Raw genomic sequence first — 23,064 nt, 5'->3', positions numbered from 1 at the left:
AGCTGGTGGCAGATCAGGATCAGAAGAAGCATGCCGCAAGTGCGCAGAAGCTGGATCGTCTGCGCAAAGATGGCAAAGTGCCTGAGTCGCCCGACCTGATTGCGTCTATTTCTTTGATCATTCTGGCGCTGGGCTTCTTCGGTGCGAGCGGCAGCTTGGGGCAATCGATCCTACGGGTTTTTGGTGTTTTCCTCGCTTATACCGGTGCGCCGCCGGAAATTGGTGGCGTGATGACAGCAACTTTTTGGGTGATGTCGCTGCTGTTTTTAGTGGCTGTGGTTGGCGTGCTGCTCGTTGGCTTCTTGCTGAAGGGGTGGAACCCGCGGTCTGAAAACCTGTCCTTGAAATGGGACAGGATAAATCCCCTCAAGAACGCCATGCAGAAATTTGGCACTAAGGGCCTGATCACGTTCGCCGTGTCCTTTGGTAAAATGTTCGCAGTTTCATGCCTTGGGGCAGTGATTACGCTGCTCTTTATAGACGATCTGCAGATTTCGCGGGGTCTAGAGGGACACATTTGGCTTGCGGCGCAAGGCCTCAAGCGCCTGATCCTGATTTGTGCGCTGATCTTTGTTCTGTTCGGTGGAATTGATTTCCTGATCAAACGGAACGCGTTCCTTACCGAAAACAAGATGACCGACCAAGAGGTCAAGGACGAGCACAAGGACAATGAAGGCACACCCGAGGTTAAGCAAAAGCGCCGCCAGCGCGCCTACGAGATCAGTTCTTCAAGGATGATGCAGGATGTTGCAGAAGCCGATGTTCTGATCGTGAATCCTGTGCATATCGCTGTTGCTCTGAAATGGACGCGCGAGAAGGGCACCGCGCCGATGTGCATCGCCAAGGGACAAGATCTGGTCGCACAGAATCTGAAAGCAATCGCGATCGAAAATGCTGTGCCGATACACCAGGACATTCCCACTGCGCGCGCCATCCATTCGGTCTGCGATGTCGGCGAAGAAATCCCTCCTGACCTTTACGCTGCCGTGGCAATCGCGATCCGGTTTGCTGACGGGGTCAGAGAGCAAGCCCGCAAAAGTCCGTTCGGAGGCACGTCATGACGCCAGAACAAAAAAGCCTGATCGAGATCGCGCAAATGGTCGCTGATCGTGAAATCGCCAAAGTGGCAGAGCGCAAGGCGCAAACCCATGCAATCGGTGCCAAGATCGAGCAGCTCAAAGCGGTGGAAATGTTGCGACCCGATGAGGGAGCTCCGCGGCTTCAGGTGATGGGGAATGCATGGGGCGAGTGGCGTCGGCGAGAAATCTCTGCGCTCAACCTAGAACTCGCCAAATCCACTTTGCTCGAGGAAACAGCCAAGCAAAAAGCGCGACGGGCTTTGGGACGCCGCATCGCGCTAGAGGACATTTTCAACGAAGCCGGTTAGGCAGTTTGCCGGACCAAGTCGGTGATCAGGATGCGGTGCACATCTTCGCCGATGACATCCTGGGCACTCTCGAGCAGGTATTTGCGCAGAACGGCCATCTTGTCTTCAGTGTAGTAGCGCCCGGAAAATCCGCCGTGACTAGAATGTTCGAACAGCACTTTCATGATCTCGTCTCGCAGACGCGGCTCAAGGTCGAAGACGCTGTCGCTCTTTTCGTCGGTTACCTCAAGGCTCAGGCTCATGATGACAAGAGAGCTTTCTCCGTCGTCTTCGATCACAGGCACGATGAACTGGTTGTTCAACTTGACGATTTGCGTAGGCACATCATGGCTTTCAAGCATTTCGATCGAAGAGGCTTCCTTCTGGTGCAAGAAGGGCAGCGTTTCCGGATCTAATGGGACAAAGAAGCCCGCTCCGGCGCCAGCGCCAAGGCCGACGATCATCATGATGGCAGGGACAAGGATTTTCATATGTGACCTCAGAACGGCAGAATAATGTCTGTGATTTGCTGGCCATAGCGGGGCTGCTGTACGTCGGTAATTTGGCCGCGCCCGCCGTAAGAGATGCGTGCAGAAGCGATCTTGTCGTAGGTGATTTCGTTCCCCCGCGAAATGTCCTCGGGGCGGACAAAACCTTCGACAAGAAGCTCGCGGAGTTCGAAATTCACCCGGACTTCTTGCTGCCCTTCTATGACCAGAACACCGTTTGGCATTACGTTGGTGACTGTAGCAGCAATCCGCAGGGTAAGTTTTTCGTTCCGACGGACCGACCCTTTACCGGCACTCTCGCCAGAGGAATTGAGCGAGACCGCATCAGCTAGGCTCGCGCCCTCGGGCAGGCTCGATTGGATGCGTTGGGGTAGGCCAAACAGCGACGGCACGGACAGGCTTTCGGACCCGTCTCTGGACCGTTGGGTCGTATTCGAAATCTCTGCCTTGTCGTCGATTTCGATCACGACGGTCATGATATCCCCGCGTTTTTCAGCACGTCGGTCCCCAAGCAGTGACTTTTGCCCTGCGTCCCACAAAGAGGCTTGGTCGCCGACCATTCCCGGCGCCGCCGTATAAAGCGGGATACCAGGGCTTAGCATCGCTGAATGCTCGGCATTCTCGGTTTCAACGGGGGAAAACGTCGGCGCGCGTCCCACGTGATCCAGCCTGTTGCAGCCAGCGAGTGTGAGTGTGACGACTAAAGCAAAGCTAAATACGGGATACGATTTCATTATCTACTACCAGATACTGATATTGTGGCGTCCGGCTGCACTGTGCCTTGGACGATCGTGCGCGACGACAGGTTCATCACGCGGACCAACGCGCCAGCTGGGCCACGTTCCATTGCGCGACCTTCGGCAGAAATTGTCAGGGCGCCCAATTCGTACACGAGCGTCGCGAATTGGTTGCGTTCGATCAAAGCTGGCTCGGACAGAGCCGAGAGAAACAGGGGCCGACCGCTATATATTGTGGCGCGTGTTTCCTTACCCAGAACATCTGTGATCGCAGTTGCTGCGCCGGCTGTGTCTCCAGCTGCGATAGTAATATCCGTTTCCGTGATGATCGTCCGCGCGGGCAAGGTGCGACTGGCCACCAGCGTTTCTGCTTGCGCCTGCGATCCTGCGCAGAGACAAAGCACGAAAATCAAGGCTCGCATCACCGAACCTGCGTGGTCGCGCCAAGCATCTGGTCGGCGGCCGAGATCACCTTGGAATTCAGCTCATAGCCCCGCTGCGCCTCGATTAGTGCTGTGATCTCGCGAACCGGATCGACGGAACTGTCCTCTAGGTACCCTTGGCGCAGGGTGCCAAGCCCCTCTTCGCCGGGGTCCGCGTTATAGGGGGCGCCAGAAGCTTCGGTCTCGCGGAACAGGTTAGACCCCAGCGCTTCTAGCCCGCGGGGGTTCGAGAAGTTCGACAAAGCGATCTGCCCCAAAATCTGCCCTTCGGCGCTGTCTGCAAAATAGCCGTACACCTCCCCATCTGCATTGATGTGGACGCTTTGGGCGTCGACAGGGATCATGATATCGGGGTTCAACGCATGACCGTCTGACGTGACCAAGAGACCATCTGCGGAACGTTTCAGCGCGCCATCACGAGTGTAGGCTGACTCTCCTGAAGGCAGGGAGACTTCGAAGTAGCCCGCCCCCTCAATCGCTAGGTCGAGATCACCGCCTGTTGCGGTCAGGGCGCCTTGGGACAAGTTCACCGAAACCGCAGAGGGGCGCACGCCGAGGCCAAGCTGGATGCCGGTGGGCACCACGCTGCCGTCGCTGGCACTGATACTGCCCGCCCGTGTCACCTGCTGGTAATGGAGGTCAGAAAACTCGGCACGGCGGGCGTTGTACCCAGTGGTGCTCATGTTCGCGAGGTTGTTAGAAATCACCTCGACTCGGGTCTGTTGGGCGCTCATGCCTGTGGCGGCGATGGTTAAGGCTCGCATATTGGGGCTCCGTTATCGGGTGAGGGTATCGATGGCGTTCCGAAGGCGTTCATCCTCGGACTGCAAAAAGCTTTGGCCCATCTCATAGGCGCGCTGCACCTCGACCATGCGGGCCATCTGTTTGATCGGGTCGACGTTAGAGGATTCCAGATATCCTTGGCGCAGCATGCCGTCGGCTGCGGGGATCAATCCATCGGGTGCGGCAAAAACTGCTCCCGCGCTGCGGGTCAGATTGCTTGGATTTTCGGGGCTCACAATACCGATCTGCGCCAGGGGTTGTCCGTCTGCAGAGACTGTCCCATCCGGAGCAATCGCGATCTCTTGCGCGTCAGGGGGGACTTGGACGGGCATGCCACCCAAATCCATCAACGCATAGCCATCTGGTGTACGCAGGGTACCAACCGCGTCTGGAACGAAATGTCCCGCCCTTGTGAGGCGCGCTGTGCCGCCGTCGTCGACTTGAAAATAGCCTTGGCCATCGATCGCGAGATCGAATTGTCCGCCTGTTTCGTGTAGAGCGCCCTGAACATTCGAGACGAGTCGCCCGTGGGCTTGGGTCATCGAAACGCCGTCCTGAGCTGCCTCTGGGGCTAGGTATTCCGAGAACAGAACGCCTTGCTCGCGGTAACCTGTGGTTTGGGCATTCGCGATATTCTGTGCGATCACGGACATTTCGTGCAGCAAACCGCGCTGCCGCGACAATGGGGCAAGGGATGACGGATCCATTAATGGTACCTCGCAACAATCGGTATGATTTCGTTCTGGAAGAAACCGACGAGACTGCCGGTCATGAAATCCATGCTCATCCAGAAGGTGATCACGATGGCCAAGAGTTTCGGCACAAAGGTGAGGGTCATCTCTTGAATTGAGGTCAACGCCTGTAGAAGGCCGATGACCAGACCTGTGATCAGCGCGACCGCCAAAATAGGCAGCGAGACTTGCACCGCTGTCCAAAGCCCGACGCGCATCAGATCAAAGATGACCGTTTCTGACATCAGATCGGCATGCGTAGGATTTCTTGGTAGGCCTGAACGACCTTGTCCCGCACAGTGACGACGGTTTCGACCGCGAGCTCGGTTTGAGCAATTGCCTGCACTAATGCTGCCGTGTCGGTCTGGCCTGCCATCGCGCTGACGGCAGTTTCTTCGGTGGCTTTCAGGGCGTCTGCGAAACTCTGAACCTTGCTGAGTGCCTCTTTGGGCACCTCAGGCTCGGCGACAGGGGTTAGGATTTCCTTGGCCGCAGAGAATTTCTGGGTGGCAAAAACGCTGGAGATATCCATTTTTTTGATCCTTCTGGATTACTTGCGCAGAAGCTCGAGCAGACTGCCCGACATCTCTCTGGCTTGTTGGAACATTTTTAGGTTGGCCTCGTAGGCGCGCTGCGCCGCGCGGGCATCTGCGATTTCGATCACGAGATCCACGTTCGACCCTCGGTAATGTCCCGAGGCATCGGCCAAGGGATGTGCGGGATCGTAAATTTCTTGAACCGGTGTCTGGTCCAGAATAACGCGACCCGCCTGCGGTCCTTGGGTGTCGGACAGGGAGAAGGGCGTCGTTTTCACAGATAGTAATTTGCGCTGATAGCCTGGCGTATCCGCATTCGCGACGTTTTCGGATACATGCCGTAACCGCTGACTCTGCAGACGCAGGCCATCAGAGGAGATGGTTAGAGATTGTGAAAGATCGGTCATCACATTTTCCCTAGGCTGGTTCGCAGAATGCTAAGGGTCGAGCGATAGACGCTGACCGCTCTTTGGTGATCGCTCTGTGTCTTGGCGGCTGAGAGGAGTTCGTTCTCAAGGTCGACGGGCTGATCTGTGTCGAACCGATCAAACCCGTTGGCGTTTGTAGTGGCAAAGGCGTCCAAGTGGCCGCCTCTGGACGCGTGCATCGCCATCGGTGCGCGCGGCGTTTCCAGATCAAAATCGCGCACTTTCTGCGCGGTATATCCCGGCGTCTCTGCGTTCGAGATGTTGGTTGCTGTCACGTTCTGTCTCGCAGAGGCATGGGACATCATGCCCGTCGCCACTTTGAAAATGCCGATATTTTCGAACATCGGGGCTTCTCCCTCGATTAGCTTCAATCAAGGGTTAACTGCGATTCCTTTAGAAACGGTTTGCATAAACCTGTTCGGGGATTTTCGATGACAAACCTAGCAAATCTTGGACACCAGATCAGCGCATTGCGCGCGCTCAAGGAATCCGGTCGCATAACATCAATAAAAGCAGGCGTTTTGGAAGTCTCAGGTTTAACCCACCGTGCCTGTTTGGGGGACGTGTTGGGACTGGAGACAAATGATCATCGGTTTGAAGCAGAGGTCATAGGGTTAGAGGAAAATACACTCATAGCTCTGCCCGAAAGGTCCCCTACCGGCTGCGCGATCGGCGATTCGGTGGAATTTCGCGGAGGGCGCCGAATAGCGCCGGATCAGAGCTGGCTGGGCCGGATTATCGATCCATGGGGGCGGCCACTGGACGGACGCCCCTTGGTAAGCGGCCCCAATCCAATGAGCTTGGATCAGTCGCCCCCTCCGGCGGCTCGTCGGCGCGGTTTGGGCCGACGTATGGCAACTGGTTTGAATGTCTTTGATACTGTGCTGCCGTTGGTACGTGGACAAAGAATGGGGATCTTTGCTGGGTCTGGCGTCGGGAAGTCTCACCTTCTTGGGCAAATGGCGACAGGGGTTGATGCAGACGTCCGCGTCATCGCTCTGATTGGCGAGCGGGGGCGAGAACTTGGTGCCTTTGTGGACGATATTCTGGGCGAAGAGGTCCTGCGGCACAGTGTTGTTATTGCCGCCACATCGGATCAATCGCCGCTCCTGCGTTTGGGATGTTTACCGGCTGCGCTGTGTGTTTCCGAGTTCTTTCGTGATCAAGGAAAGCAAGTTTTGTTGTTGGCCGACTCGGTCACGCGTTTCGCCGAGGCTTATCGGGAGATAGCCGTCGCGGGTGGCGAGTCTCCTTCGCTGAGGGGATATCCCGCAAGTATGACGCCTGCCTTGATGCGTTTGGCCGAACGGGCTGGACCTGGTGCTGGAGATGCTGGCGATATTACTGCGCTGATGACGGTCTTGGTCGCAGGAAGCGATATGGAAGAGCCTATCGCGGATCTTGTACGAGGAACATTGGATGGTCACATCATATTGGAACGCAAGATCGCTGAAAGGGGACGATATCCGGCCGTAGACGTGCTGAAATCGGTCTCTCGTAGCTTGCCGTCCGCCGCGAGCCTCATAGAAAACCACATGATTTCGGAGATGCGCGCGACGATCGGTTTGTATGAGCGCGCAGAGCCGATGATCCGCGCCGGTCTCCACAGCCCGGGCGCTGATCCTTCGCTCGATCGCGCCATCCATCTTTGGCCGCGGCTGGATGGATTTATCTCCGAGCGGAATGCGCTGGGTCCCGAGGGGGCATTTCGCCTGCTTGCGGATATATTGTCTGGGGCCCGTTAACTGCTAAGCAACGTGAGGGCCATGGCACCCGGCGAAGAACTGTCAGTTGTGTTGATAGAGCTCCGCAACAAGTATCGCTCGATTAACGAATCTCTGTTCTCGTCATTTGTCAGGTCACTGATTTCGAACCCCATCTGACGTTGCAACTTCTCGTCGTAAATCTCGATTTGGCGATCAAGCGCAAGCTGCGAGACACTATCTGGCAGCCCCAAGGCGCCTTGGACGAGCTGTAAAAGAGGTTCATTCCCGAGCACGCCGAGCCATTTTGCGCGGTCAGTAGACTCTTCGGCGGCGACTTCGGCCAAGAGCCGGTCAGCGTTCAGGGCGATACGCAGGGTTTCGTCCTGGTCTCCGACTGATGTCTCAAAGCTGCTGCTTTTGAACTCTGTTAGAATTTCATCTGCAAACGTGGATAGTTGTGTCCGTGGGGTGACACGATCGCCGAAACCGAATGCTTTTGAAAAGTCCAGATAACGCTGATCCGAAAGCTTGTTGGCCAAAGCCGATCGATCGGTCGTGCCCTCTTCCAGCACTTTCTGGATGAAATATTTGGAATCGATGTCCGAGGATAGGCCAAAGGCTGCCAGCGATACTTCGAGGAGTTCGCGTTCGTTCACCAGCTGAGCTGCGGTTGTAATGCTGCCGATCCTATCCCGAAAAGTCTCCTCCAACCGCTGAGATACGGGACTCTGGGCGATCATGTCTTCTTGCTGCTCTCTGGTACGCTGCAAGAACCTGTATCCTGCCAAACCATCCATAGGCACGAGTGCCGAGATGGTCATGAGCCATCATACGCCAGAAGGCGGTCCTCTCGGGGAAGAAGCTGGCGCAGGGCCTTCATGCAGTTGTAGAAGTGGTCCCCGATGACAGCTTCGGTCGCTTTGTTCAAATGAACGCGGCTGTCGTGGTCGGTCAGAATTTGGCTTAAGCTTTCAATGCCATTCAGGAGCTGCCGCTTGGCGTCTTTGGGATCAGCATCCCCGATGATCGCAAGTTGGGCGATGTAAGCAACGCGGCGCACGGGTGAATTTACCTCGTTGGGATGCAAAGCATCCTTCATGCGCAGCACTTTGGCATCTGCGGTCAAAATGTTGAAGCGCGCTCTGCGGTCGCCATTTTCGATGATCGTGCCATTTATGAGCACTCGCTCGCGGGGTTGTAACTTCAGGATCAGGCCGCTCATTGTTTTGTTCCTAATCCACGCATCATGTTGGTGTTGATTTCGATGAGGCCAGGCAAGAGCGCGGGATCTTTGATGGCGCGGCTGCTTTGACTGATCGAGTAGGCCGCCAGCGACAGCAGATCGGCCCGCAAAGTTTCACTTAGTTTGTTTCCGACACTGGCGAGATCAGTTGCCAGAATGGTCCAGAGCTGTCGATTATCGTGTAATGCTTTGGCGCGTTTGCCAATGTTTGATGCCGTATCATCGGCCGAGAGCTTTAGCGCTCGGGTCACCTTGGCAAATGCTTTGTATTCAATTTCGCGGGGGGAATGGACGCCACGATCCATCGCACCATATCCTTGGCGCGCTCTTTCAGCCAGCACAGCATGATCCTCGATTTTGTGGGAGAAAAAGTGGCACGGAGGACTCTCCCCCGTGCCGAAGTGCTATTAGCGGAACAGCGTCATCAGGGTCGACGGTGCCTGGTTGGCGATCGACAGAGCCTGAACACCAAGCTGCTGCTGGGTTTGCAGAGCTTTCAGGCGCGCAGAGGCTTCTTCCATGTCCGCATCTACGAGCGAGCCGATGCCGTTGTTAAAGCTGTCAACGAGCTTCGACATGAAGTTGCTCTGGATTTCGAGACGCTTTTCGGTGGTACCCAGCTGCGCCTGCGAGTCGACGGCAGTCTGAATGTAGCTCTCGATCCGCGACAGTGCAGACGAAGCACCTGTGGCAGTCGATACATCAAGCGTATCTAGGCCTGCGAGGCCACCCGATGCGCGGCTGATCTGGAAGTAGCCGTTCACAGTCTGCTCGGTATTGTTGTCGATGGTCAGCGAGCCAGTGCTGTCGTTGGTGTCCAGCGTGAACTCAGACTGGTCGAGGCCAGCTTCAATCAGAGCAGAACGCAGGCCGGACGCGATATCCTCGGTCCGGTCACCGACGCCAATGGTGTAGGTTGCTGCCGTGTTGCCAAGAGTGAGCGAGACTTTGTCGCCAGCTACTAGACCGTCATCTGCGGTCGCTGCGCTCAGGTCAACGTCGCTGGCGGCAAGGGCGACGCCACCGCCAACGGCCCCTGCCGAGGTCAGCAGTTCGAAGTCACCGATCACGAATTGGGCGGAAGCCCCCGAAGCCTGCGACAGACCAAACCCGTTCGCACCTGCGATTGTTGCAATGGTGGTCTGATCCGGACCAATATCGGCGGTCGCGTAGGATACCGGGGTGGTCAGGTTGGTCGCGGGGTTGGTGCCTGCGGTCAGATCGGTACCGCTTTTGGTCGACAGGTTGGTCAGCGATGGATCGAAACTGATGCTACCGGTTTTCACCGATCCATCTGCGCTACGGTTCAGAGAGGACAGAACGCTAAAGCCGCTATTGCCGTCTTTGCTACCATCAAGAATGTTCAGGCCGTTGAACTGTGCCGAGTCGACGATGCCGGTGATTTGCTCTACCAGCGACTGAACCTCGGTATTCAGCTTGTTGCGGTCCACGTTGTCTTCGTTTGCCGAGACGATCTTGGTTTTCACTTCGTTCAGCAGTTCACCAACTTCTTCTGCGGCACTTGCAGCGACCGCGACGGTGGACTGGCCAAGCGAAAGCGACTCAGAGACAGCTTCGAAGCCGGCGACATCTGCTTCCATTACTTTCGAAATGGCAAAGACTGATGCGTTATCTTTTGCCGAGGAAACCGACATACCGGTCGAGATTTCGCTCTGAACTTTGTTGAGGTCGCTGTTGATCGACTTGAGGGTCTGGAGGGCAACGGTTGCACTGGTATTGGTCAGGATGCTGGACATGTTTTTCCCTAAAAACTAATGGCGTTTTGACGCCTTTGACGATGCGCCCAAAGCGGGCATTTTCCATGTCTTTCTGACAGTTGCGGCAGTTACGCCGCGCCATCTTGCGATGCCTCTACAGTACTGGCTGGCAACTCCTAACAAGCGATGAAGGCCAACATTGATGTGCCTAGAGCTTTATTAAAATCAGGCACGAATTGTAGTGCGTCCACCGATCAACAGGTCGCGTCTCTGCCCGTCCGCACGGTATACGACGATGCGAGAGCCCGGATGTTGGATGTCTTCGTAGAGGCTTCGCGCCTCTCGAATCCCCAGCTGCGCGGATTGCAGAAGCTTCGCTGTCTGCTGCGCCAAAGTCTGAATGCGCGGCAGTTCAGATGGATCTGTGTCCGAAAGCAGTCCAACGAGCGAGTCGAGATCATTTTGCATCTCGCTCAGTTCATAAAAATTGCCAGAGATAAGAGCGTTTTTCACACCGAGCAAAATTGTTTCGGCAGAACTCATGTCTGGGCCTCCGATCGCACCAGCGACTGAAACAGTGCCTCGGTCAGACCAAAACCCCCTGCTTGAACCAGCGCAGCGGCATGCTGTTCGAGGCGGAAGCTCGAAAATTGCTCTTCACCGATACCGCCATTTAGGCCGCCTACAGATTTCCCGAGGCCCGCAGCTTTGAGCATCTCCGTCGTAAAAGTGGTCTCTAGTTGTTGCGCGGTCTCTCTCAATTCGTTGAGGCGTGCAGCGGGCAGGGTCGTGTTTGAAGTTATCTGGATCATGTTTCCCTCATATTTTCAGAGAGAATGCGAAGTGTCGGTAAAGAAGTCGTAACCTTGGCTCTTTAGGCAATGAGCCTGGTTTAGGAGGCCGAAATGATTCCACCTCTGGTTCAGATTGCTTTGCTTGATTCGCTGTGCACCTCTGCGGGCGCCGCCGAGAAAAGTAGTGGCGAGATTTCGTTTGAAGACATCCTTCGCCGTGATGGAAACCCTGCCGTAGTCCCTGCCACGGCCGAACTAGCGTCTGATACGATTAGCTCGAACGAGTCCAAGACGGCGTTAGATGCTCAAAGATTCGAGGACATTGCCGATAAAACCGAAGCTTTTGGTTCATGCGAACTGGTTGTGCTCGGGGCAGATGAACTGAGTAAATCAGCGGTAGTAGAAGCTGAATCCGGATTTCCTGCCAACAGCGTCGATGTGATCGGACTTTCGGATGTCGATACCCCTGAAAAGAGTGATCAGGCAGAAGAGAAAAAGGGAGAGGTCTGTGAGCAATCCTTTGATGATCTCGATTCAAACAGGCATCACCAAGCTGACACTCCCAAAGACACGAGCCCGCTGATTTCAGAGAGTTCGGTTGAGCGGCATTCAAGCAGCTTGGTTTCACGTGGAACCGAGGTTCAAGAGGTACCTGAGGCTTGGACCGTGCCTGTAAATGAGCTTCCTTTGGCACGAGCGATTGAGTCAAAATCTCCGAGCTCGGCTCTTCGTGACATTTCCGCGGCAGAAGCCGCTCTGACCAGACAAGTCGGTAAAGAGGCTCCAATTTTGGCAGAGGCCATAGGAGAAAGCCCACTACGGCATGATGGCTTGAATATGCCTCGGAACGCCGTGTCTGAAACAACAGCGAAGAATATCCTTTTCAACCAGATCATCGCAAATAGCCAAGTGCAAAAGACTGAGTTGCAGGTGGGTACGAACGATGAGTTTGCGCAGAAGATTGCATCAGATTTTAGCCTGCCGACTTCTGAAATGGTGCCAGAGCACGCGCCAAAAGAGGATATTGTCGCGTTGAACAAGTCCGCACCCAAGCGTGCGGATGACATATTTATTGCTGAGGCTCCGGAAACACAGCTGGCGGAAGAGAATCGGATACAGCCGCTATCCGCATTTGAGACGCCGCTGAGCGTCTCAAGAAGTTTTGTGGCCACACAGAGCGTATCGGCAACCAGAATCGTTCTGACACTGCCGCAAGTCGAAGAAATGGTTCGGGTAGCTGCGAAGACAGGTATGGACGGGAAAATTGAGGTCGAGCTTCAGCCGCTTGATCTTGGCCGGATGAAGCTGACTTTCAAGCAAGACCAGCAGGGAATGACCGTCATCGTGGAGGCTGAGAAGCCCGAGACGGTCGAGCAAATCAAGCGGCACCTCGAACACTTGTCTTCGGACCTGAAACCGCAGGGAGATATTGTCCCGCGCTTCCGTTTCGAGGGTGGATCTTTTGGCCAGAGCACGCGCGAAGGACAAAACCCGCAACAACCAGCGCGGAAATCACGGTCCAAAGCTTTTGGCGACGATATGTCGGACGCTGCTACTCACGCGAATCGCCTAATGAATTCCGAGATCGTCTCGGGAAATCTTGATATAAGGGTCTGATCTATGTCTGTGACCGATGTTTCTAGCACTGCCTCAGTACAAACAACGATGGCTCAAACATCCAAAGGCGCCAGTGCACTGTCCTCGGATTTTGAGACATTCCTGAAAATGATGACGGTCCAGATGCAGAATCAGGACCCGCTAAATCCGGTTGAATCGACAGATTTCGCGGTCCAGCTGGCGACGTTCTCTCAAGTCGAACAGCAGGTTCAGACAAACGACTATCTGAATGAGTTGTCGTTGGCATTTGGCAAAGCTGGACTGGCAAGCCAAGCACAGTTGATAGGCCGTTCTGTACAAAGTGCGGCTGCGTCTGAGTATACAGGCGGGACGATTGAACTGACGCCCGACTATTCGGCCGACGCAGACACGCACGTGCTTGTGATTCGGGACGATAGCGGCGTGGAAGTAGGACGAAGGGCGCTAGATGGCGCTCCAGAAGTCATCAATTGGAGCGGTGCGACCGATGACGGACAGCAACTAGGCGCAGGCACGTATACATTCGCAATCGAGGGGTACGCCACTGGCGAACTGGTCTCCACGACTTCAGCTCGCACGTGGGGAGTGATCCGGCAAGTGCAATCCGACGGGACCGATAGTGCGCTCATCCTCGAGAACGGGGAGACCGTCTACGAATCAGAAGTGACTGCGATTCGTTAGTGGATGTTCGTCGCGGTCCATGCCGCAGCTACCGCAGCCGCGCCGACAGCCCCGCCAATTGCGATATCCTTTAGTCGTCGCTTGGGTTGGGGAATTGGCTTCGGGTTCGCTTGAGCGACCAATGCAGCCTCGACCAGACCAGGCAATCGAGGGCCGAAACGACCCAGAACCTTGGCCGTTTTGGCAAAATCCCTGAGAGCAGCTTTGGGGCCAAGATTTGTCTTTATGTAGTCTTCGACAACGGGGCGGGCGACTTCCCAAATGTTGATATGGGGGTCGAGAGAACGCGCAACCCCTTCGACAACAACCATGGTGCGCTGCAATAGAATCAGTTCGGTGCGGGTTTCCATTCCGAAACGTTCGGTGACCTCGAACAGATAAGCCAGCAACTTGGCCATAGAGATTCGGGTCGCGTCCATGCCGAAGATCGGCTCGCCGACGGCCCGCAGGGCCCGAGCGAACTCTTCGACCTCTCGGTCCGCGGGGACATAGCCCGCTTCGAAGTGGACTTCTGCGACGCGGCGATAGTCCTTGCGGATAAAGCCATACAAAATTTCGGCGTACACACGGCGCGTGTATTCGTCGATGTTGCCCATGATTCCGAAGTCGTAGGCGATGATATCGCCACTTGCTGCGACCTTGAGGTTCCCGTGGTGCATGTCCGCATGGAAATAGCCGTCTCGGAGCGCATGGCTAAGGAAAAGTTGCAGCACGCGCGCACCAAGTTCGGTGCGATCGTGACCGGCCAGATCGAGCGCTTCGGTGTCAGCCAGAGAGATACCTTCGGCCCATCCCATCGTCATCACGCGGCGGCCGGAATAGCCCCATTTGACCTCTGGCAGTGTAAAGCCAGCATCATCCTTGGTGTTATCGGCAAATTCCGAGGCGGCGCTCGCCTCGAGGCGCAAGTCCAGCTCGCCCATGACCACGCCTTCAAAGTGCGCAACCACGTCGGTCGGGCGCAAACGGCGCGATGATGGCGACAAAAATTCGATGACCTTTGCCGCGAAGTAGAACGCGTCAATGTCACGGCGGAACGCCTTCTCAACGTTTGGTCGCAAGACTTTAACAGCAACGTCTTCGCCGGTTTCGGACAGACGCGCTTTGTGAACCTGCGCAATCGAGGCGGCGGCCAGTGGCTCACTAAATTCCGAATAGACTTCTTCGACAGGCCGACCCAGTTCCTCGTTCACCATTTTTTTGGCGATTTCGACGGGGAAGGGGGGCAGCTTGTCCTGCAGGACTCGCAGCTGCATCGCGACTTCCGCACCAACGACATCTGGGCGAGTCGATAAAATCTGGCCAAATTTTATGTAGGCGGGTCCCAACGCGTTCAACGCCCGCGGCGCAGGGGGCATATTAGGGTCACCCTCTTCGCCGAGCCAGCGGAAGGGCCAAGCAAGCGTCCGGAGCACCACACGCAGCGCGTTCGGTGCTTTCATCTCGTCCAGGATCAGCCCCATCGCACCCGTGCGCTCGAGCGTGGCACCAGTTCGGATCAGGCGAAGAATATTATGAGGACCGCGCATTGATCAGATCTTCCAGCCTGAGTGGAGGGCTGCGATGCCCATCGACAGGTTCCGGTACTTTGCGTTGCCAAAGCCTGCCTTGCGCACCATACCAAGGAATGTGTCTTGGTCTGGGAATTTGCGGATCGACTCTACAAGATATTGATAACTGTCAAAGTCATTCGCGATCATCTGACCCATGCGCGGAATGACGTTGAATGAATAGCGGTCGTACACCCACTGCATCGCATTATTCGGGATCTGGCTGAATTCCAGCACCATCAAACGTCCACCAGGTTTCAGCACACGATAAGCTTCGTTCAGCGCCTCTTGGGGGCGGGTGACGTTCCGGATGCCAAAGCTGATCGTGTAGACGTCAAAAGTATTCGCTTCGAACGGTAGCTTCATCGCATCGCCGACGACCCAGTCCAGCGAATCCGACATCGCTTCGGCGTCCGCGCGCTTGCGGCCTTCGACCAGCATGGGTTCGGTTAGGTCCAGAACGGTGGCGTGTGCGTTGCCCGCCCGTTTCAGGTAGCGGAACGAGATGTCGCCGGTGCCGCCAGCCACGTCCAGCAGACGAGTGTTCGGGCGCGGAGCCAGCCAATCCATCATCGCATCCTTCCAGACGCGGTGGATCCCCATACTCATGACGTCGTTCATGATATCGTACTTGGAGGCGACCGAGTTAAAGACGCCCTGCACACGTCCTGCCTTTTCGCTTTCGTTCACGGTCTGGAAGCCGAAATGGGTGGTGCCTTGGGTGTCTTCAGTACTCATGGGTCTTGATCGTCCTTGTTACTGCCCCTTCTTATAGGGCGCTGCGGGGCCGATACAATGCAGCCCCTGCCAAGAAGGAGCGACTCAATGCCCGAATTACCCGAAGTCGAGACAGTCCGTCGCGGGTTGGAGCCTGTGATGACCGACAAAATCATTGAACATGCGCAGGTGAACCGTCCTGATTTACGTTGGCCTCTGCCCGTAAATATGTCGGAGCGGCTGACAGGCCAGCGCGTTGTGGGGCTGCGGCGGCGGTCGAAATATATCCTTTGTGATCTTGAGGGCGGCGAGACCCTGCTGATTCATCTGGGCATGTCGGGGCGCATGCTGATTTCCGGCGCGCAGGTAGGGGCCTTCGCGCATCCACACCCCGCACCGGAAAAGCATGATCACGTTGTCCTCAATATGGTGGGCGGCGCGCGGATCACTTTCAACGATGCCCGCCGGTTCGGGGCGATGGATTTGGCCCGAACGTCAGAGGTCGATTCCCACAAATGGCTGGTGGGTCTGGGGCCGGAGCCCTTGGGCAATGCCTTCTCCGAAGATCATTTGATGGCGCGTCTCAAGGGACGGAAAATGCCGATTAAATCTGCCCTGCTCGACCAAAAGAATGTGGCAGGTCTGGGTAACATATACGTCTGTGAAACTTTATATCGTGCTGGGATTCATCCTGCGCGGCAGGCTGGCGCGATTTCGGAACGTCGCGTCAGATCGATGGTGCCGATCATCCGCCAAGTCCTGGAAGAAGCAATCGCTGCAGGGGGCTCTTCACTGCGGGATTTCAGGCAAGCAGACGGCGAACTGGGTTATTTTCAACACAATTTTGACGTCTATGGCAGAGAGGGGATGACCTGCAAAACCCAAGAGTGCCAAGCTGAGGTTCGTCGAATCGTGCAGTCGGGGCGGTCCAGCTTCTACTGCCCGACATGTCAAAGATAACTTGATCGAGCGGCTCACACTGTTAAGGAATCGGTCTGATCGAAGTAACACGGGACGAGGTTAATGGCCTTTGAAACGATCATCGTCGATATCGACGATCATGTGGCACTGATCACCCTGAACCGGCCCGAAGCGCTGAATGCGCTGAACAGCCAGCTTCTCGGGGAGCTCGCCACGGCACTGGCCGAAGCGGATCAGAACGACAAGGTGCGCTGCATCGTCATCACCGGTTCGGAAAAGGCATTCGCTGCCGGCGCTGACATCAAGGAAATGTCCGAGATGTCCTTCGTCGATATGTACATGTCTGATTTCTTTGGCGCCGAAGGCGACAAGATCACCAAGACCCGCAAACCTGTGATCGCCGCAGTATCCGGCTACGCGCTGGGTGGCGGCTGCGAGCTGGCGATGATGTGCGATTTCATTATTGCCGGAGATAATGCCAAGTTCGGCCAGCCAGAGATTAACCTTGGCGTCATCGCAGGAATTGGCGGGACTCAGCGTCTGACGCGCGCGGTTGGCAAAGCGAAGTCGATGGATATGCACATGACTGGTCGCTTTATGGACGCTGAAGAGGCAGAGCGTTCGGGGCTGGTAAGCCGTGTGGTGCCCGCCAAGAAGCTAAAGGAAGAAGCCATGAGCGCCGCCAACAAGATCGCCGAGAAGTCGATGATCAGCGTTCTGGCTGCCAAAGAGGCGGTTAACCGCAGCTTCGAAACAACGTTGGCCGAGGGGATTCAGTTTGAGCGCCGCCTGTTCAACGGACTTTTCGCGACCGAAGATCAGAAGGAAGGCATGTCCGCTTTCCTTGAAAAGCGCGAGCCGCAGTTCCGCGACCGCTAAGAAAAACGGGCTTCGGGGCACTTTTCCACAGATGCCCCGTTGACTCACAAGCGAGTCGCCCCTTATAGAGCGCTCCTACACGAATTCATCCTAAGCACAGGACCGAGACAACATGGCAAACACGCCTCAATCCAAAAAGCGCGCCCGCCAGAACGAACGGCGCTTTGCCGTTAACAAGGCCCGCCGCTCGCGGATCCGGACCTACCTGCGCAAGGTCGAAGAGGCCATCGCATCGGGCGACCAGCAAGCAGCTCTGACTGCGCTGCGCGCTGCACAACCCGAACTGATGCGCGGTGTCACCAAAGGCCTCGTGCACAAGAATACCGCAGCACGCAAAATGTCGCGTCTGTCGGCTCGGGTCAAAGCGATCGCATAATTAGTCAGAAAGTCTGACTGACAAAAGGGCATCACTTCGGTGATGCCCTTTTTCGTTTAAAATCAACGCTGTGACCGATTCTAGGGATTCTTTTTGTGAATCTCAGCGTCAAGAGCGAAGATCAGTTGCCGCCCTGTCAGGCCAGTTGGTAAGTTATCCATGCGAGTCACATCGCCCTGGGGGAACAGAGGTAGGCATCTTCTAACAAGATGCGAAAGTTGAAACCGCACCGATTTTGTCGGTGCTGACGGTTTCCTTTTGCCCTGTTCTTCTGAGCATGACGACTGATGTAAAGAGTGTGCCCGAGAAACGTGTGTGTCTCGGGACGGTCCCCTTTTGTCTGTTGGTAGCAGGTTAAGAGGTGTGACGTTTTGTTAACGATTTGCCTGTAGGCGCAGGCAAGTGGTGTGCGTGTCAAATGAGATCGTCGAGTTAGACGGCAAGACTTGGAGCGGGAAGAATGACGCAAGAACAATGGAGCCAGATCCGTCAGGATCTTCGGCAGGTTTTGGGACAGAACAATTTTACTGCCTGGATCGAGCCCCTTCAGTTCCAGAGCCTGCATGACGGCATTGCTACGTTTAATGTGCCCACAAACTTTATGGGCAATTACTTAACGCAAAATTACGCGGACACGATTTTGTCCTCGATGAACTCTGCCGGCGTTGCAGTGCGCCGCATCCAGTTCGTTGTTGCGTCGCGTCAGCAGGCCAAAGCGCAGGCTGCAGTTGGTACGGCGCCTGCAGCGGCTGCGAATAAGGTCGAAACGCCTGTATCGGCCGACCGCCCCGGTGACATGGATCTGCCCGGTGCGCCTCTGGATGCGCGTTTCAGCTTTGACCGCTTTGTTGTCGGCAAGCCGAACGAGTTGGCCCATGCAGCAGCGCGCCGCGTTGCCGAAGGTGGCCCCGTCAGCTTTAACCCGCTGTTCCTGTACGGTGGTGTTGGCCTTGGTAAAACGCACCTCATGCACGCGATTGCATGGGAGTTACACTTGAAATCCCCGCATCTAAACGTGGTGTATCTGTCCGCGGAGCAGTTCATGTACCGCTTTGTTCAGGCACTGCGTGACCGCAAGATGATGGACTTCAAAGAGCTGTTCCGCTCAGTAGACGTACTGATGGTGGACGACGTCCAGTTCATTGCGGGAAAAGATTCGACTCAAGAAGAGTTTTTCCACACGTTCAATGCGCTTGTGGATCAGAACAAACAGATCATCATTTCAGCAGACCGCGCGCCCGGTGAGATCAAGGATCTGGAAGACCGGATCAAGAGCCGTCTGCAATGCGGCCTGGTTGTCGACCTGCACCCAACTGACTATGAACTGCGTCTTGGCATTCTGCAGTCCAAGGTTGATGCCTACAAACTGCAGTACCCCGAGCTTCAGATTGCGCCCGGTGTTCTGGAATTCCTTGCGCACCGCATTTCAACCAACGTTCGCGTTCTAGAAGGGGCGCTGACCCGTCTGTTCGCTTTTGCGTCGCTGGTGGGCCGAGAAATCACGCTCGAGCTGACACAAGACTGCTTGGCCGATGTGCTGCGGGCGAGCGATCGCAAGATCACCGTCGAAGAGATCCAGCGCAAAGTGGCAGAGCACTTCAACATCCGCCTCAGCGATATGATCGGTCCGAAGCGCGTGCGCAGCTTTGCCCGTCCGCGTCAGGTGGCGATGTATTTGTGCAAACAGATGACCACTCGTTCGCTGCCTGAAATCGGGCGCCGCTTTGGTGGGCGTGACCACACAACCGTCATGCACGGTGTTCGTAAGATCGAAGAGCTGAAGATCAAAGACCATCAAATGGCCGAAGATCTGGAGCTTTTGCGCCGCGCATTGGAAGCGTAATTGCGAGGAACCCTTGACGGGCCGCTCAAACCCTTGGAGAAATCTAAAAAAGGGTTGAGCGGTTTGCCATTTACGGTACCTTACCGCTCCCGACAATGACAGGAGCGAGGGAATGAAATTCAGCATCGAACGTGGTGTCCTGGTCAAAGCAGTGGCGCAGGCTCAGTCGGTTGTCGAACGCCGCAACACCATCCCGATCCTCGCAAACGTCCTGATCGAAGCGTCTGAGAGCACCGTCTCTTTTCGCGCGACCGACCTAGATATCGAGGTCGTGGACAAAGCACCCGCACAAGTAGAACAAGCTGGCTCGACCACTGTGTCGGCTGTGACTTTGCACGAAATCGTACGCAAGCTGCCTGACGGTGCGTTGGTCACGCTGACCGACGATGCAGGCAAAGGGCGCCTGACGGTCGAAGCAGGACGCTCCATGTTCTCGCTCGCGACGCTGCCCAAAGAAGACTTTCCGGTCATGGCGTCGTCCGAATACCAGACGACCTTTGCTGCGCCCGCGCCTGTACTGCGGCGCCTGTTTGATAAGTCGAAATTCGCAATCTCAACCGAAGAGACCCGGTACTACTTGAATGGTGTGTATATGCACGTGTCCGAAGGCGAAGAGGGCCGCGTTCTGCGTTGCGTCGCCACAGATGGTCACCGTCTGGCACGAATCGATGCGCCTCTACCAGCAGATGCCGAGGCGATGCCCGGCGTGATTGTCCCGCGAAAAACCGTGGGAGAATTGCGGAAGCTGCTGGACGATGACGAGGCCGAAATCACTGTTTCGGTTTCCGAGACCAAGGTGCGCTTTGCAACGCCGACCATCACGCTGACGTCAAAAGTCATCGATGGCACCTTCCCTGACTACACACGCGTGATTCCGATGGGGAATACCCGCCGTATGGAGGTCGATGCTGGTGATTTTGCTAAAGCTGTCGACCGTGTGGCGACAGTCAGCAGCGAACGTTCGCGAGCTGTGAAGCTGGCCTTGGAAGAAGACAAGCTGGTTCTGTCTGTGAATGCGCCTGACAGCGGTGCGGCGGAGGAAGAGCTGGTCGTCGCCTATGCGGACGAGCGATTGGAGATTGGTTTTAACGCCAAATACCTACTTGAGATTGCAAGTCAGGTAGATCGCGAGAATGCAGTCTTCATGTTCAACTCATCGGGCGATCCTACATTGATGCGTGAGGGGAATGATACCTCGGCGATCTATGTCGTGATGCCGATGCGCGTCTGATCTGAATGAGCGAGGCCCTGCGGGGCCTCGCACTGTATTTCCCGGGCCTCAAGGCCCGGCGGTGCCTCCGGCGGGGGTATTTAGGGCCAGGATGAAGGGCTTATTCCTCAGTCATTTGCGGTTGTCTCATTTTCGTTCGCATAGGCGAGCGGAGGTATTTTGTGATGGGCGACCGGTGGCGCTGTTTGGATCGAACGGGGCAGGGAAAACAAATGTGCTAGAGGCAGTTTCGCTGTTCTCGCCGGGGCGTGGGATGCGCCGCGCAAGTGCAGAGGAAATGTCGCGGCGGCCCGAAGCACTTGGCTGGAAGTTGACGGGCGCGCTCGAGCATGGGGCAGACCATCATGACATCGAGATCTGGTCGGACAAAGGCGCCGCGCGGCAACTGAAGTTGAATGACAAGAGTGCGACGCAGTTGTCTTTGGGGCAGATCGGACGGGTGTTGTGGCTCGTCCCGTCTATGGATCGTCTTTGGATCGAAGGAGCTGAGGGACGGCGGCGGTTCCTAGACCGAATGGTGATGAGCTTCTTTCCCGCGCATGCCGAAGCGTCTCTGGTGTACGAGAAGGCTATGCGCCAGCGGAACCGTTTGCTCAAGGATCAGAAGCGCGACGCGTATTGGTATGGCGCCCTTGAGGCGCAAATGGCAGAGGCGGGCGCACAGGTGATGGAAAATAGGCGACTCGCACTTGCCCGTGTTTCTGCGGCGCAACGCGAGGCCGAGACGGCGTTTCCCGTGGCTGATCTGGATTTGGTCGAGGCTGAAGATGTTTCGCCGCAGGATCTGGCGTTGGCTTTTGCTGAAAGCCGCGGACGCGACTTGATGGCGGGGCGAACGCTTGTTGGGCCGCATCGCACGGATTTAGAAGGTACCTATGCCGCCAAGTCTGTGCCAGCCAAGGACTGTTCAACCGGAGAGCAGAAGGCGCTGCTCATTTCATTGATTTTGGCGAACGGACGGGCCTTGGCGCAGGATTTCGGTGCGCCGCCTATCCTCTTGCTCGACGAAGTGTCAGCGCATTTGGATGCGAACAGGCGTGCGGCTTTGTACGACGAAGTTTGCGCCTTGGGGGCGCAGGCTTGGATGACTGGAACAGGGCCTGAATTGTTCACGGAATTTGGAGATCGGGCTCAGTATTTCGAGGTCGGCGAAGAGGCCGGCGTGAGCCACATTGATGAAAGGTTTTTCCCATGAAAGCGAACCGGATCACCCTTGTGACCCTTGCTGTTGCCGATCTCTCGCGGTCGCGCTCCTACTACGAGGCATTGGGTTGGATTGCGGAAGAGGCGCAGGCAGGCGTTTGTTTCTTTGACATGGGTGGAATGAAATTCGGGCTTTATGACAAGGCTGCGCTGGCTGAGGATTTAGGAAGACCGATTGAGTCGTTGGGAACAGGGGCCATGACCTTGGCCCAGAACTTTGCGACAGAAGCAGAGGTTGATGCAGCCTACGAAGCGGCTCTGGCGGCTGGTGGAACCGCGTGCAAGCCGCCAGTCAAGGTCTTTTGGGGCGGGTATTCTGGCACCGTGGCCGATCCGGATGGTCACGTTTGGGAATACGCGATGAACCCGTTTTGGGCGCTAGATGACGAAGGCAAGCTTGCATGAGTTTAACCGGTATCGACCTGCTTTTGTACGCAGGTGCTTTGTTCGTGCTGTTTCTGACGCCCGGACCTGTATGGGTTGCGATGGTTGCCCGCGCTCTGTCAGGCGGATTCGGGGCAGCGTGGCCCTTGGCGTTGGGGGTTGTGATCGGGGACGTCCTGTGGCCCTTGCTTGCCATTCTGGGGGTCGCGTGGGTGGTGCAGACTTATGACGGTCTGCTGATCGCGCTGCGCTACGTGGCGGCGGTTGTGTTCATCCTTATGGGCGTCGGCTTGATCCGCAAGGCGGATACCTTGCTTAGTGCGGACAGCCGATTGACACGCCCCGGTGCTTGGGCGGGCTTCGTGGCTGGTTTGGCGGCGATCATGGGCAATCCAAAAGCCATTCTGTTTTACATGGGAATGCTGCCAGGCTTCTTTGATCTCTCGAATGTGACGGGTCTGGACATCGCGGCGGTCTGCTTGATTTCGGCGGGCGTGCCGCTCGTTGGGAATCTCATCTTGGCGGGCTTCGTCGGGCGGGCGCGCCGCCTCCTTCAGAGCCCCGAGGCGCTGAAACGCACCAACCAGATTGCCGGTGTGCTGCTCATTCTGGTTGGCTGTGTGATTCCTGTCCTGTAGCGCAATATATTGGTCATTTGCGTGACATTGCTCGCAAGAACTTGTAAAACC

At 56.2% G+C, this 23,064-nt stretch carries 30 protein-coding genes; 13 read left to right on the top strand and 17 right to left on the bottom strand.

Annotated features, from left to right (window positions below; all coding sequences use genetic code 11):
* The first annotated feature begins 5 nt into the window (after window positions 1-5).
* Both N4A58_RS14725 and N4A58_RS14720 read left to right on the top strand, forming a co-directional pair.
* A complete protein-coding gene (locus N4A58_RS14725) occupies window positions 6-1,061 on the top strand; it encodes an EscU/YscU/HrcU family type III secretion system export apparatus switch protein (RefSeq protein ID WP_293710868.1) in 1,056 nt (351 codons plus the stop codon).
* Complete coding sequence (locus N4A58_RS14720) at window positions 1,058-1,387, top strand: hypothetical protein (RefSeq protein WP_072709053.1); 330 nt, start codon at window positions 1,058-1,060, stop codon at window positions 1,385-1,387. The genes N4A58_RS14725 and N4A58_RS14720 overlap by 4 nt, the downstream gene beginning before the upstream one ends.
* Here N4A58_RS14720 and N4A58_RS14715 read toward each other — a convergent pair.
* From N4A58_RS14715 to N4A58_RS14675, 9 genes are read right to left on the bottom strand one after another with little or no spacing between them, the layout of a single operon-like run.
* Window positions 1,384-1,857 (bottom strand): flagellar basal body-associated FliL family protein, encoded by a 474-nt coding sequence (locus N4A58_RS14715; protein WP_072709055.1) that lies wholly within the window; start codon window positions 1,855-1,857, stop codon window positions 1,384-1,386. The genes N4A58_RS14720 and N4A58_RS14715 overlap by 4 nt on opposite strands.
* 8 nt (window positions 1,858-1,865) lie before the next feature.
* A complete protein-coding gene (flgH, locus tag N4A58_RS14710; RefSeq protein ID WP_293710866.1) occupies window positions 1,866-2,609 on the bottom strand; it encodes a flagellar basal body L-ring protein FlgH in 744 nt (247 codons plus the stop codon).
* Window positions 2,609-3,034, bottom strand: a complete 426-nt coding sequence (gene flgA, locus N4A58_RS14705; RefSeq protein ID WP_293710864.1) for a flagellar basal body P-ring formation chaperone FlgA — start codon at window positions 3,032-3,034, stop codon at window positions 2,609-2,611. Before flgA ends, flgH begins: the two co-directional genes overlap by 1 nt.
* Window positions 3,034-3,819 carry a flagellar basal-body rod protein FlgG gene (flgG, locus tag N4A58_RS14700; protein ID WP_293710863.1) on the bottom strand — a complete coding sequence of 262 codons (786 nt, stop codon included), beginning with the start codon at window positions 3,817-3,819 and terminating at the stop codon, window positions 3,034-3,036. The genes flgA and flgG overlap by 1 nt, the downstream gene beginning before the upstream one ends.
* A 12-nt stretch (window positions 3,820-3,831) precedes the next feature.
* Window positions 3,832-4,545, bottom strand: a complete 714-nt coding sequence (locus N4A58_RS14695) for a flagellar hook-basal body complex protein (RefSeq protein ID WP_293710862.1) — start codon at window positions 4,543-4,545, stop codon at window positions 3,832-3,834.
* Window positions 4,545-4,817, bottom strand: coding sequence for a flagellar biosynthetic protein FliQ (locus N4A58_RS14690; RefSeq protein WP_092464184.1), 273 nt, complete (start codon window positions 4,815-4,817; stop codon window positions 4,545-4,547). Before N4A58_RS14690 ends, N4A58_RS14695 begins: the two co-directional genes overlap by 1 nt.
* A complete protein-coding gene (fliE, locus tag N4A58_RS14685; protein WP_293710860.1) occupies window positions 4,814-5,101 on the bottom strand; it encodes a flagellar hook-basal body complex protein FliE in 288 nt (95 codons plus the stop codon). Before fliE ends, N4A58_RS14690 begins: the two co-directional genes overlap by 4 nt.
* Before the next feature lie 18 nt (window positions 5,102-5,119).
* Entirely contained in the window at window positions 5,120-5,512 is a 393-nt protein-coding gene (gene flgC, locus N4A58_RS14680; protein ID WP_293710858.1) for a flagellar basal body rod protein FlgC, read from the bottom strand.
* Window positions 5,512-5,877: a flagellar basal body protein gene (locus N4A58_RS14675; RefSeq protein ID WP_293710856.1), complete on the bottom strand. Its 366-nt coding sequence runs from the start codon at window positions 5,875-5,877 to the stop codon at window positions 5,512-5,514. The genes flgC and N4A58_RS14675 overlap by 1 nt, the downstream gene beginning before the upstream one ends.
* A gap of 87 nt (window positions 5,878-5,964) precedes the next feature.
* On the opposite strand from N4A58_RS14675, the gene N4A58_RS14670 reads away from it, so the two are divergent.
* On the top strand, window positions 5,965-7,278 hold the full coding sequence (locus tag N4A58_RS14670; protein WP_293710854.1) for a FliI/YscN family ATPase: 1,314 nt from the start codon (window positions 5,965-5,967) through the stop codon (window positions 7,276-7,278).
* Here N4A58_RS14670 and N4A58_RS14665 read toward each other — a convergent pair.
* The 6 genes from N4A58_RS14665 to N4A58_RS14640 all read right to left on the bottom strand — a co-directional run bounded on the left by N4A58_RS14665 (window position 7,275) and on the right by N4A58_RS14640 (window position 11,012).
* Window positions 7,275-8,060 (bottom strand): DUF1217 domain-containing protein, encoded by a 786-nt coding sequence (locus N4A58_RS14665; RefSeq protein ID WP_293710852.1) that lies wholly within the window; start codon window positions 8,058-8,060, stop codon window positions 7,275-7,277. The two genes, N4A58_RS14670 and N4A58_RS14665, sit on opposite strands and share 4 nt — an antisense overlap.
* Entirely contained in the window at window positions 8,057-8,461 is a 405-nt protein-coding gene (gene flbT, locus N4A58_RS14660; RefSeq protein ID WP_072709082.1) for a flagellar biosynthesis repressor FlbT, read from the bottom strand. The genes N4A58_RS14665 and flbT overlap by 4 nt, the downstream gene beginning before the upstream one ends.
* The gene (gene flaF / locus N4A58_RS14655; protein ID WP_293710849.1) at window positions 8,458-8,823 is read right to left on the bottom strand and encodes a flagellar biosynthesis regulator FlaF; all 366 of its coding nucleotides are present in this window, start codon (window positions 8,821-8,823) and stop codon (window positions 8,458-8,460) included. Before flaF ends, flbT begins: the two co-directional genes overlap by 4 nt.
* 66 nt (window positions 8,824-8,889) lie before the next feature.
* Window positions 8,890-10,239, bottom strand: a complete 1,350-nt coding sequence (locus N4A58_RS14650) for a flagellin (protein WP_092464186.1) — start codon at window positions 10,237-10,239, stop codon at window positions 8,890-8,892.
* A 186-nt stretch (window positions 10,240-10,425) separates the two neighbouring features.
* Entirely contained in the window at window positions 10,426-10,743 is a 318-nt protein-coding gene (locus N4A58_RS14645; protein WP_293710847.1) for a hypothetical protein, read from the bottom strand.
* A complete protein-coding gene (locus N4A58_RS14640; protein ID WP_293710845.1) occupies window positions 10,740-11,012 on the bottom strand; it encodes a rod-binding protein in 273 nt (90 codons plus the stop codon). Before N4A58_RS14640 ends, N4A58_RS14645 begins: the two co-directional genes overlap by 4 nt.
* A 93-nt stretch (window positions 11,013-11,105) precedes the next feature.
* Here N4A58_RS14640 and N4A58_RS14635 point away from each other — a divergent pair, with 93 nt between their 5' ends.
* Both N4A58_RS14635 and N4A58_RS14630 read left to right on the top strand, forming a co-directional pair.
* The gene (locus tag N4A58_RS14635) at window positions 11,106-12,611 is read left to right on the top strand and encodes a flagellar hook-length control protein FliK (RefSeq protein WP_293710843.1); all 1,506 of its coding nucleotides are present in this window, start codon (window positions 11,106-11,108) and stop codon (window positions 12,609-12,611) included.
* 3 nt (window positions 12,612-12,614) lie between these two features.
* Window positions 12,615-13,271, top strand: a complete 657-nt coding sequence (locus tag N4A58_RS14630; RefSeq protein WP_293710841.1) for a flagellar hook capping FlgD N-terminal domain-containing protein — start codon at window positions 12,615-12,617, stop codon at window positions 13,269-13,271.
* Here the strand turns inward: N4A58_RS14630 and ubiB are convergent.
* Complete coding sequence (gene ubiB / locus N4A58_RS14625; protein ID WP_293710839.1) at window positions 13,268-14,800, bottom strand: 2-polyprenylphenol 6-hydroxylase; 1,533 nt, start codon at window positions 14,798-14,800, stop codon at window positions 13,268-13,270. The genes N4A58_RS14630 and ubiB overlap by 4 nt on opposite strands.
* Window positions 14,801-14,803: 3 nt before the next feature.
* Window positions 14,804-15,559, bottom strand: a complete 756-nt coding sequence (ubiE, locus tag N4A58_RS14620; RefSeq protein ID WP_072709098.1) for a bifunctional demethylmenaquinone methyltransferase/2-methoxy-6-polyprenyl-1,4-benzoquinol methylase UbiE — start codon at window positions 15,557-15,559, stop codon at window positions 14,804-14,806.
* An 87-nt stretch (window positions 15,560-15,646) separates the two neighbouring features.
* Here ubiE and mutM point away from each other — a divergent pair, with 87 nt between their 5' ends.
* From mutM to N4A58_RS14580, 8 genes are all read left to right on the top strand, one after another.
* Window positions 15,647-16,498, top strand: coding sequence for a bifunctional DNA-formamidopyrimidine glycosylase/DNA-(apurinic or apyrimidinic site) lyase (mutM, locus tag N4A58_RS14615; protein ID WP_293710835.1), 852 nt, complete (start codon window positions 15,647-15,649; stop codon window positions 16,496-16,498).
* 63 nt (window positions 16,499-16,561) lie between these two features.
* The gene (locus tag N4A58_RS14610) at window positions 16,562-17,338 is read left to right on the top strand and encodes an enoyl-CoA hydratase (RefSeq protein WP_293710833.1); all 777 of its coding nucleotides are present in this window, start codon (window positions 16,562-16,564) and stop codon (window positions 17,336-17,338) included.
* Window positions 17,339-17,450: 112 nt separating this feature from the next.
* Window positions 17,451-17,714 (top strand): 30S ribosomal protein S20, encoded by a 264-nt coding sequence (rpsT, locus tag N4A58_RS14605; protein ID WP_072709104.1) that lies wholly within the window; start codon window positions 17,451-17,453, stop codon window positions 17,712-17,714.
* Between the two features lie 460 nt (window positions 17,715-18,174).
* A complete protein-coding gene (gene dnaA, locus N4A58_RS14600) occupies window positions 18,175-19,557 on the top strand; it encodes a chromosomal replication initiator protein DnaA (protein ID WP_293710830.1) in 1,383 nt (460 codons plus the stop codon).
* 112 nt (window positions 19,558-19,669) lie between these two features.
* Window positions 19,670-20,788, top strand: coding sequence for a DNA polymerase III subunit beta (gene dnaN / locus N4A58_RS14595; protein WP_293710828.1), 1,119 nt, complete (start codon window positions 19,670-19,672; stop codon window positions 20,786-20,788).
* 91 nt (window positions 20,789-20,879) lie between these two features.
* The gene (gene recF, locus N4A58_RS14590) at window positions 20,880-21,983 is read left to right on the top strand and encodes a DNA replication/repair protein RecF (protein WP_293710826.1); all 1,104 of its coding nucleotides are present in this window, start codon (window positions 20,880-20,882) and stop codon (window positions 21,981-21,983) included.
* A complete protein-coding gene (locus tag N4A58_RS14585; protein WP_293710824.1) occupies window positions 21,980-22,396 on the top strand; it encodes a VOC family protein in 417 nt (138 codons plus the stop codon). Before recF ends, N4A58_RS14585 begins: the two co-directional genes overlap by 4 nt.
* Window positions 22,393-23,013, top strand: coding sequence for a LysE family translocator (locus N4A58_RS14580; RefSeq protein ID WP_293710822.1), 621 nt, complete (start codon window positions 22,393-22,395; stop codon window positions 23,011-23,013). Before N4A58_RS14585 ends, N4A58_RS14580 begins: the two co-directional genes overlap by 4 nt.
* Window positions 23,014-23,064: the final 51 nt, after the last annotated feature.

The organism is Donghicola sp., assembly GCF_025210255.1.
GTDB lineage: Bacteria > Pseudomonadota > Alphaproteobacteria > Rhodobacterales > Rhodobacteraceae > Donghicola > Donghicola eburneus.
Note: the sequence above shows the minus strand (reverse complement) of the source record. Positions and strands in the feature narration are given on the sequence as shown.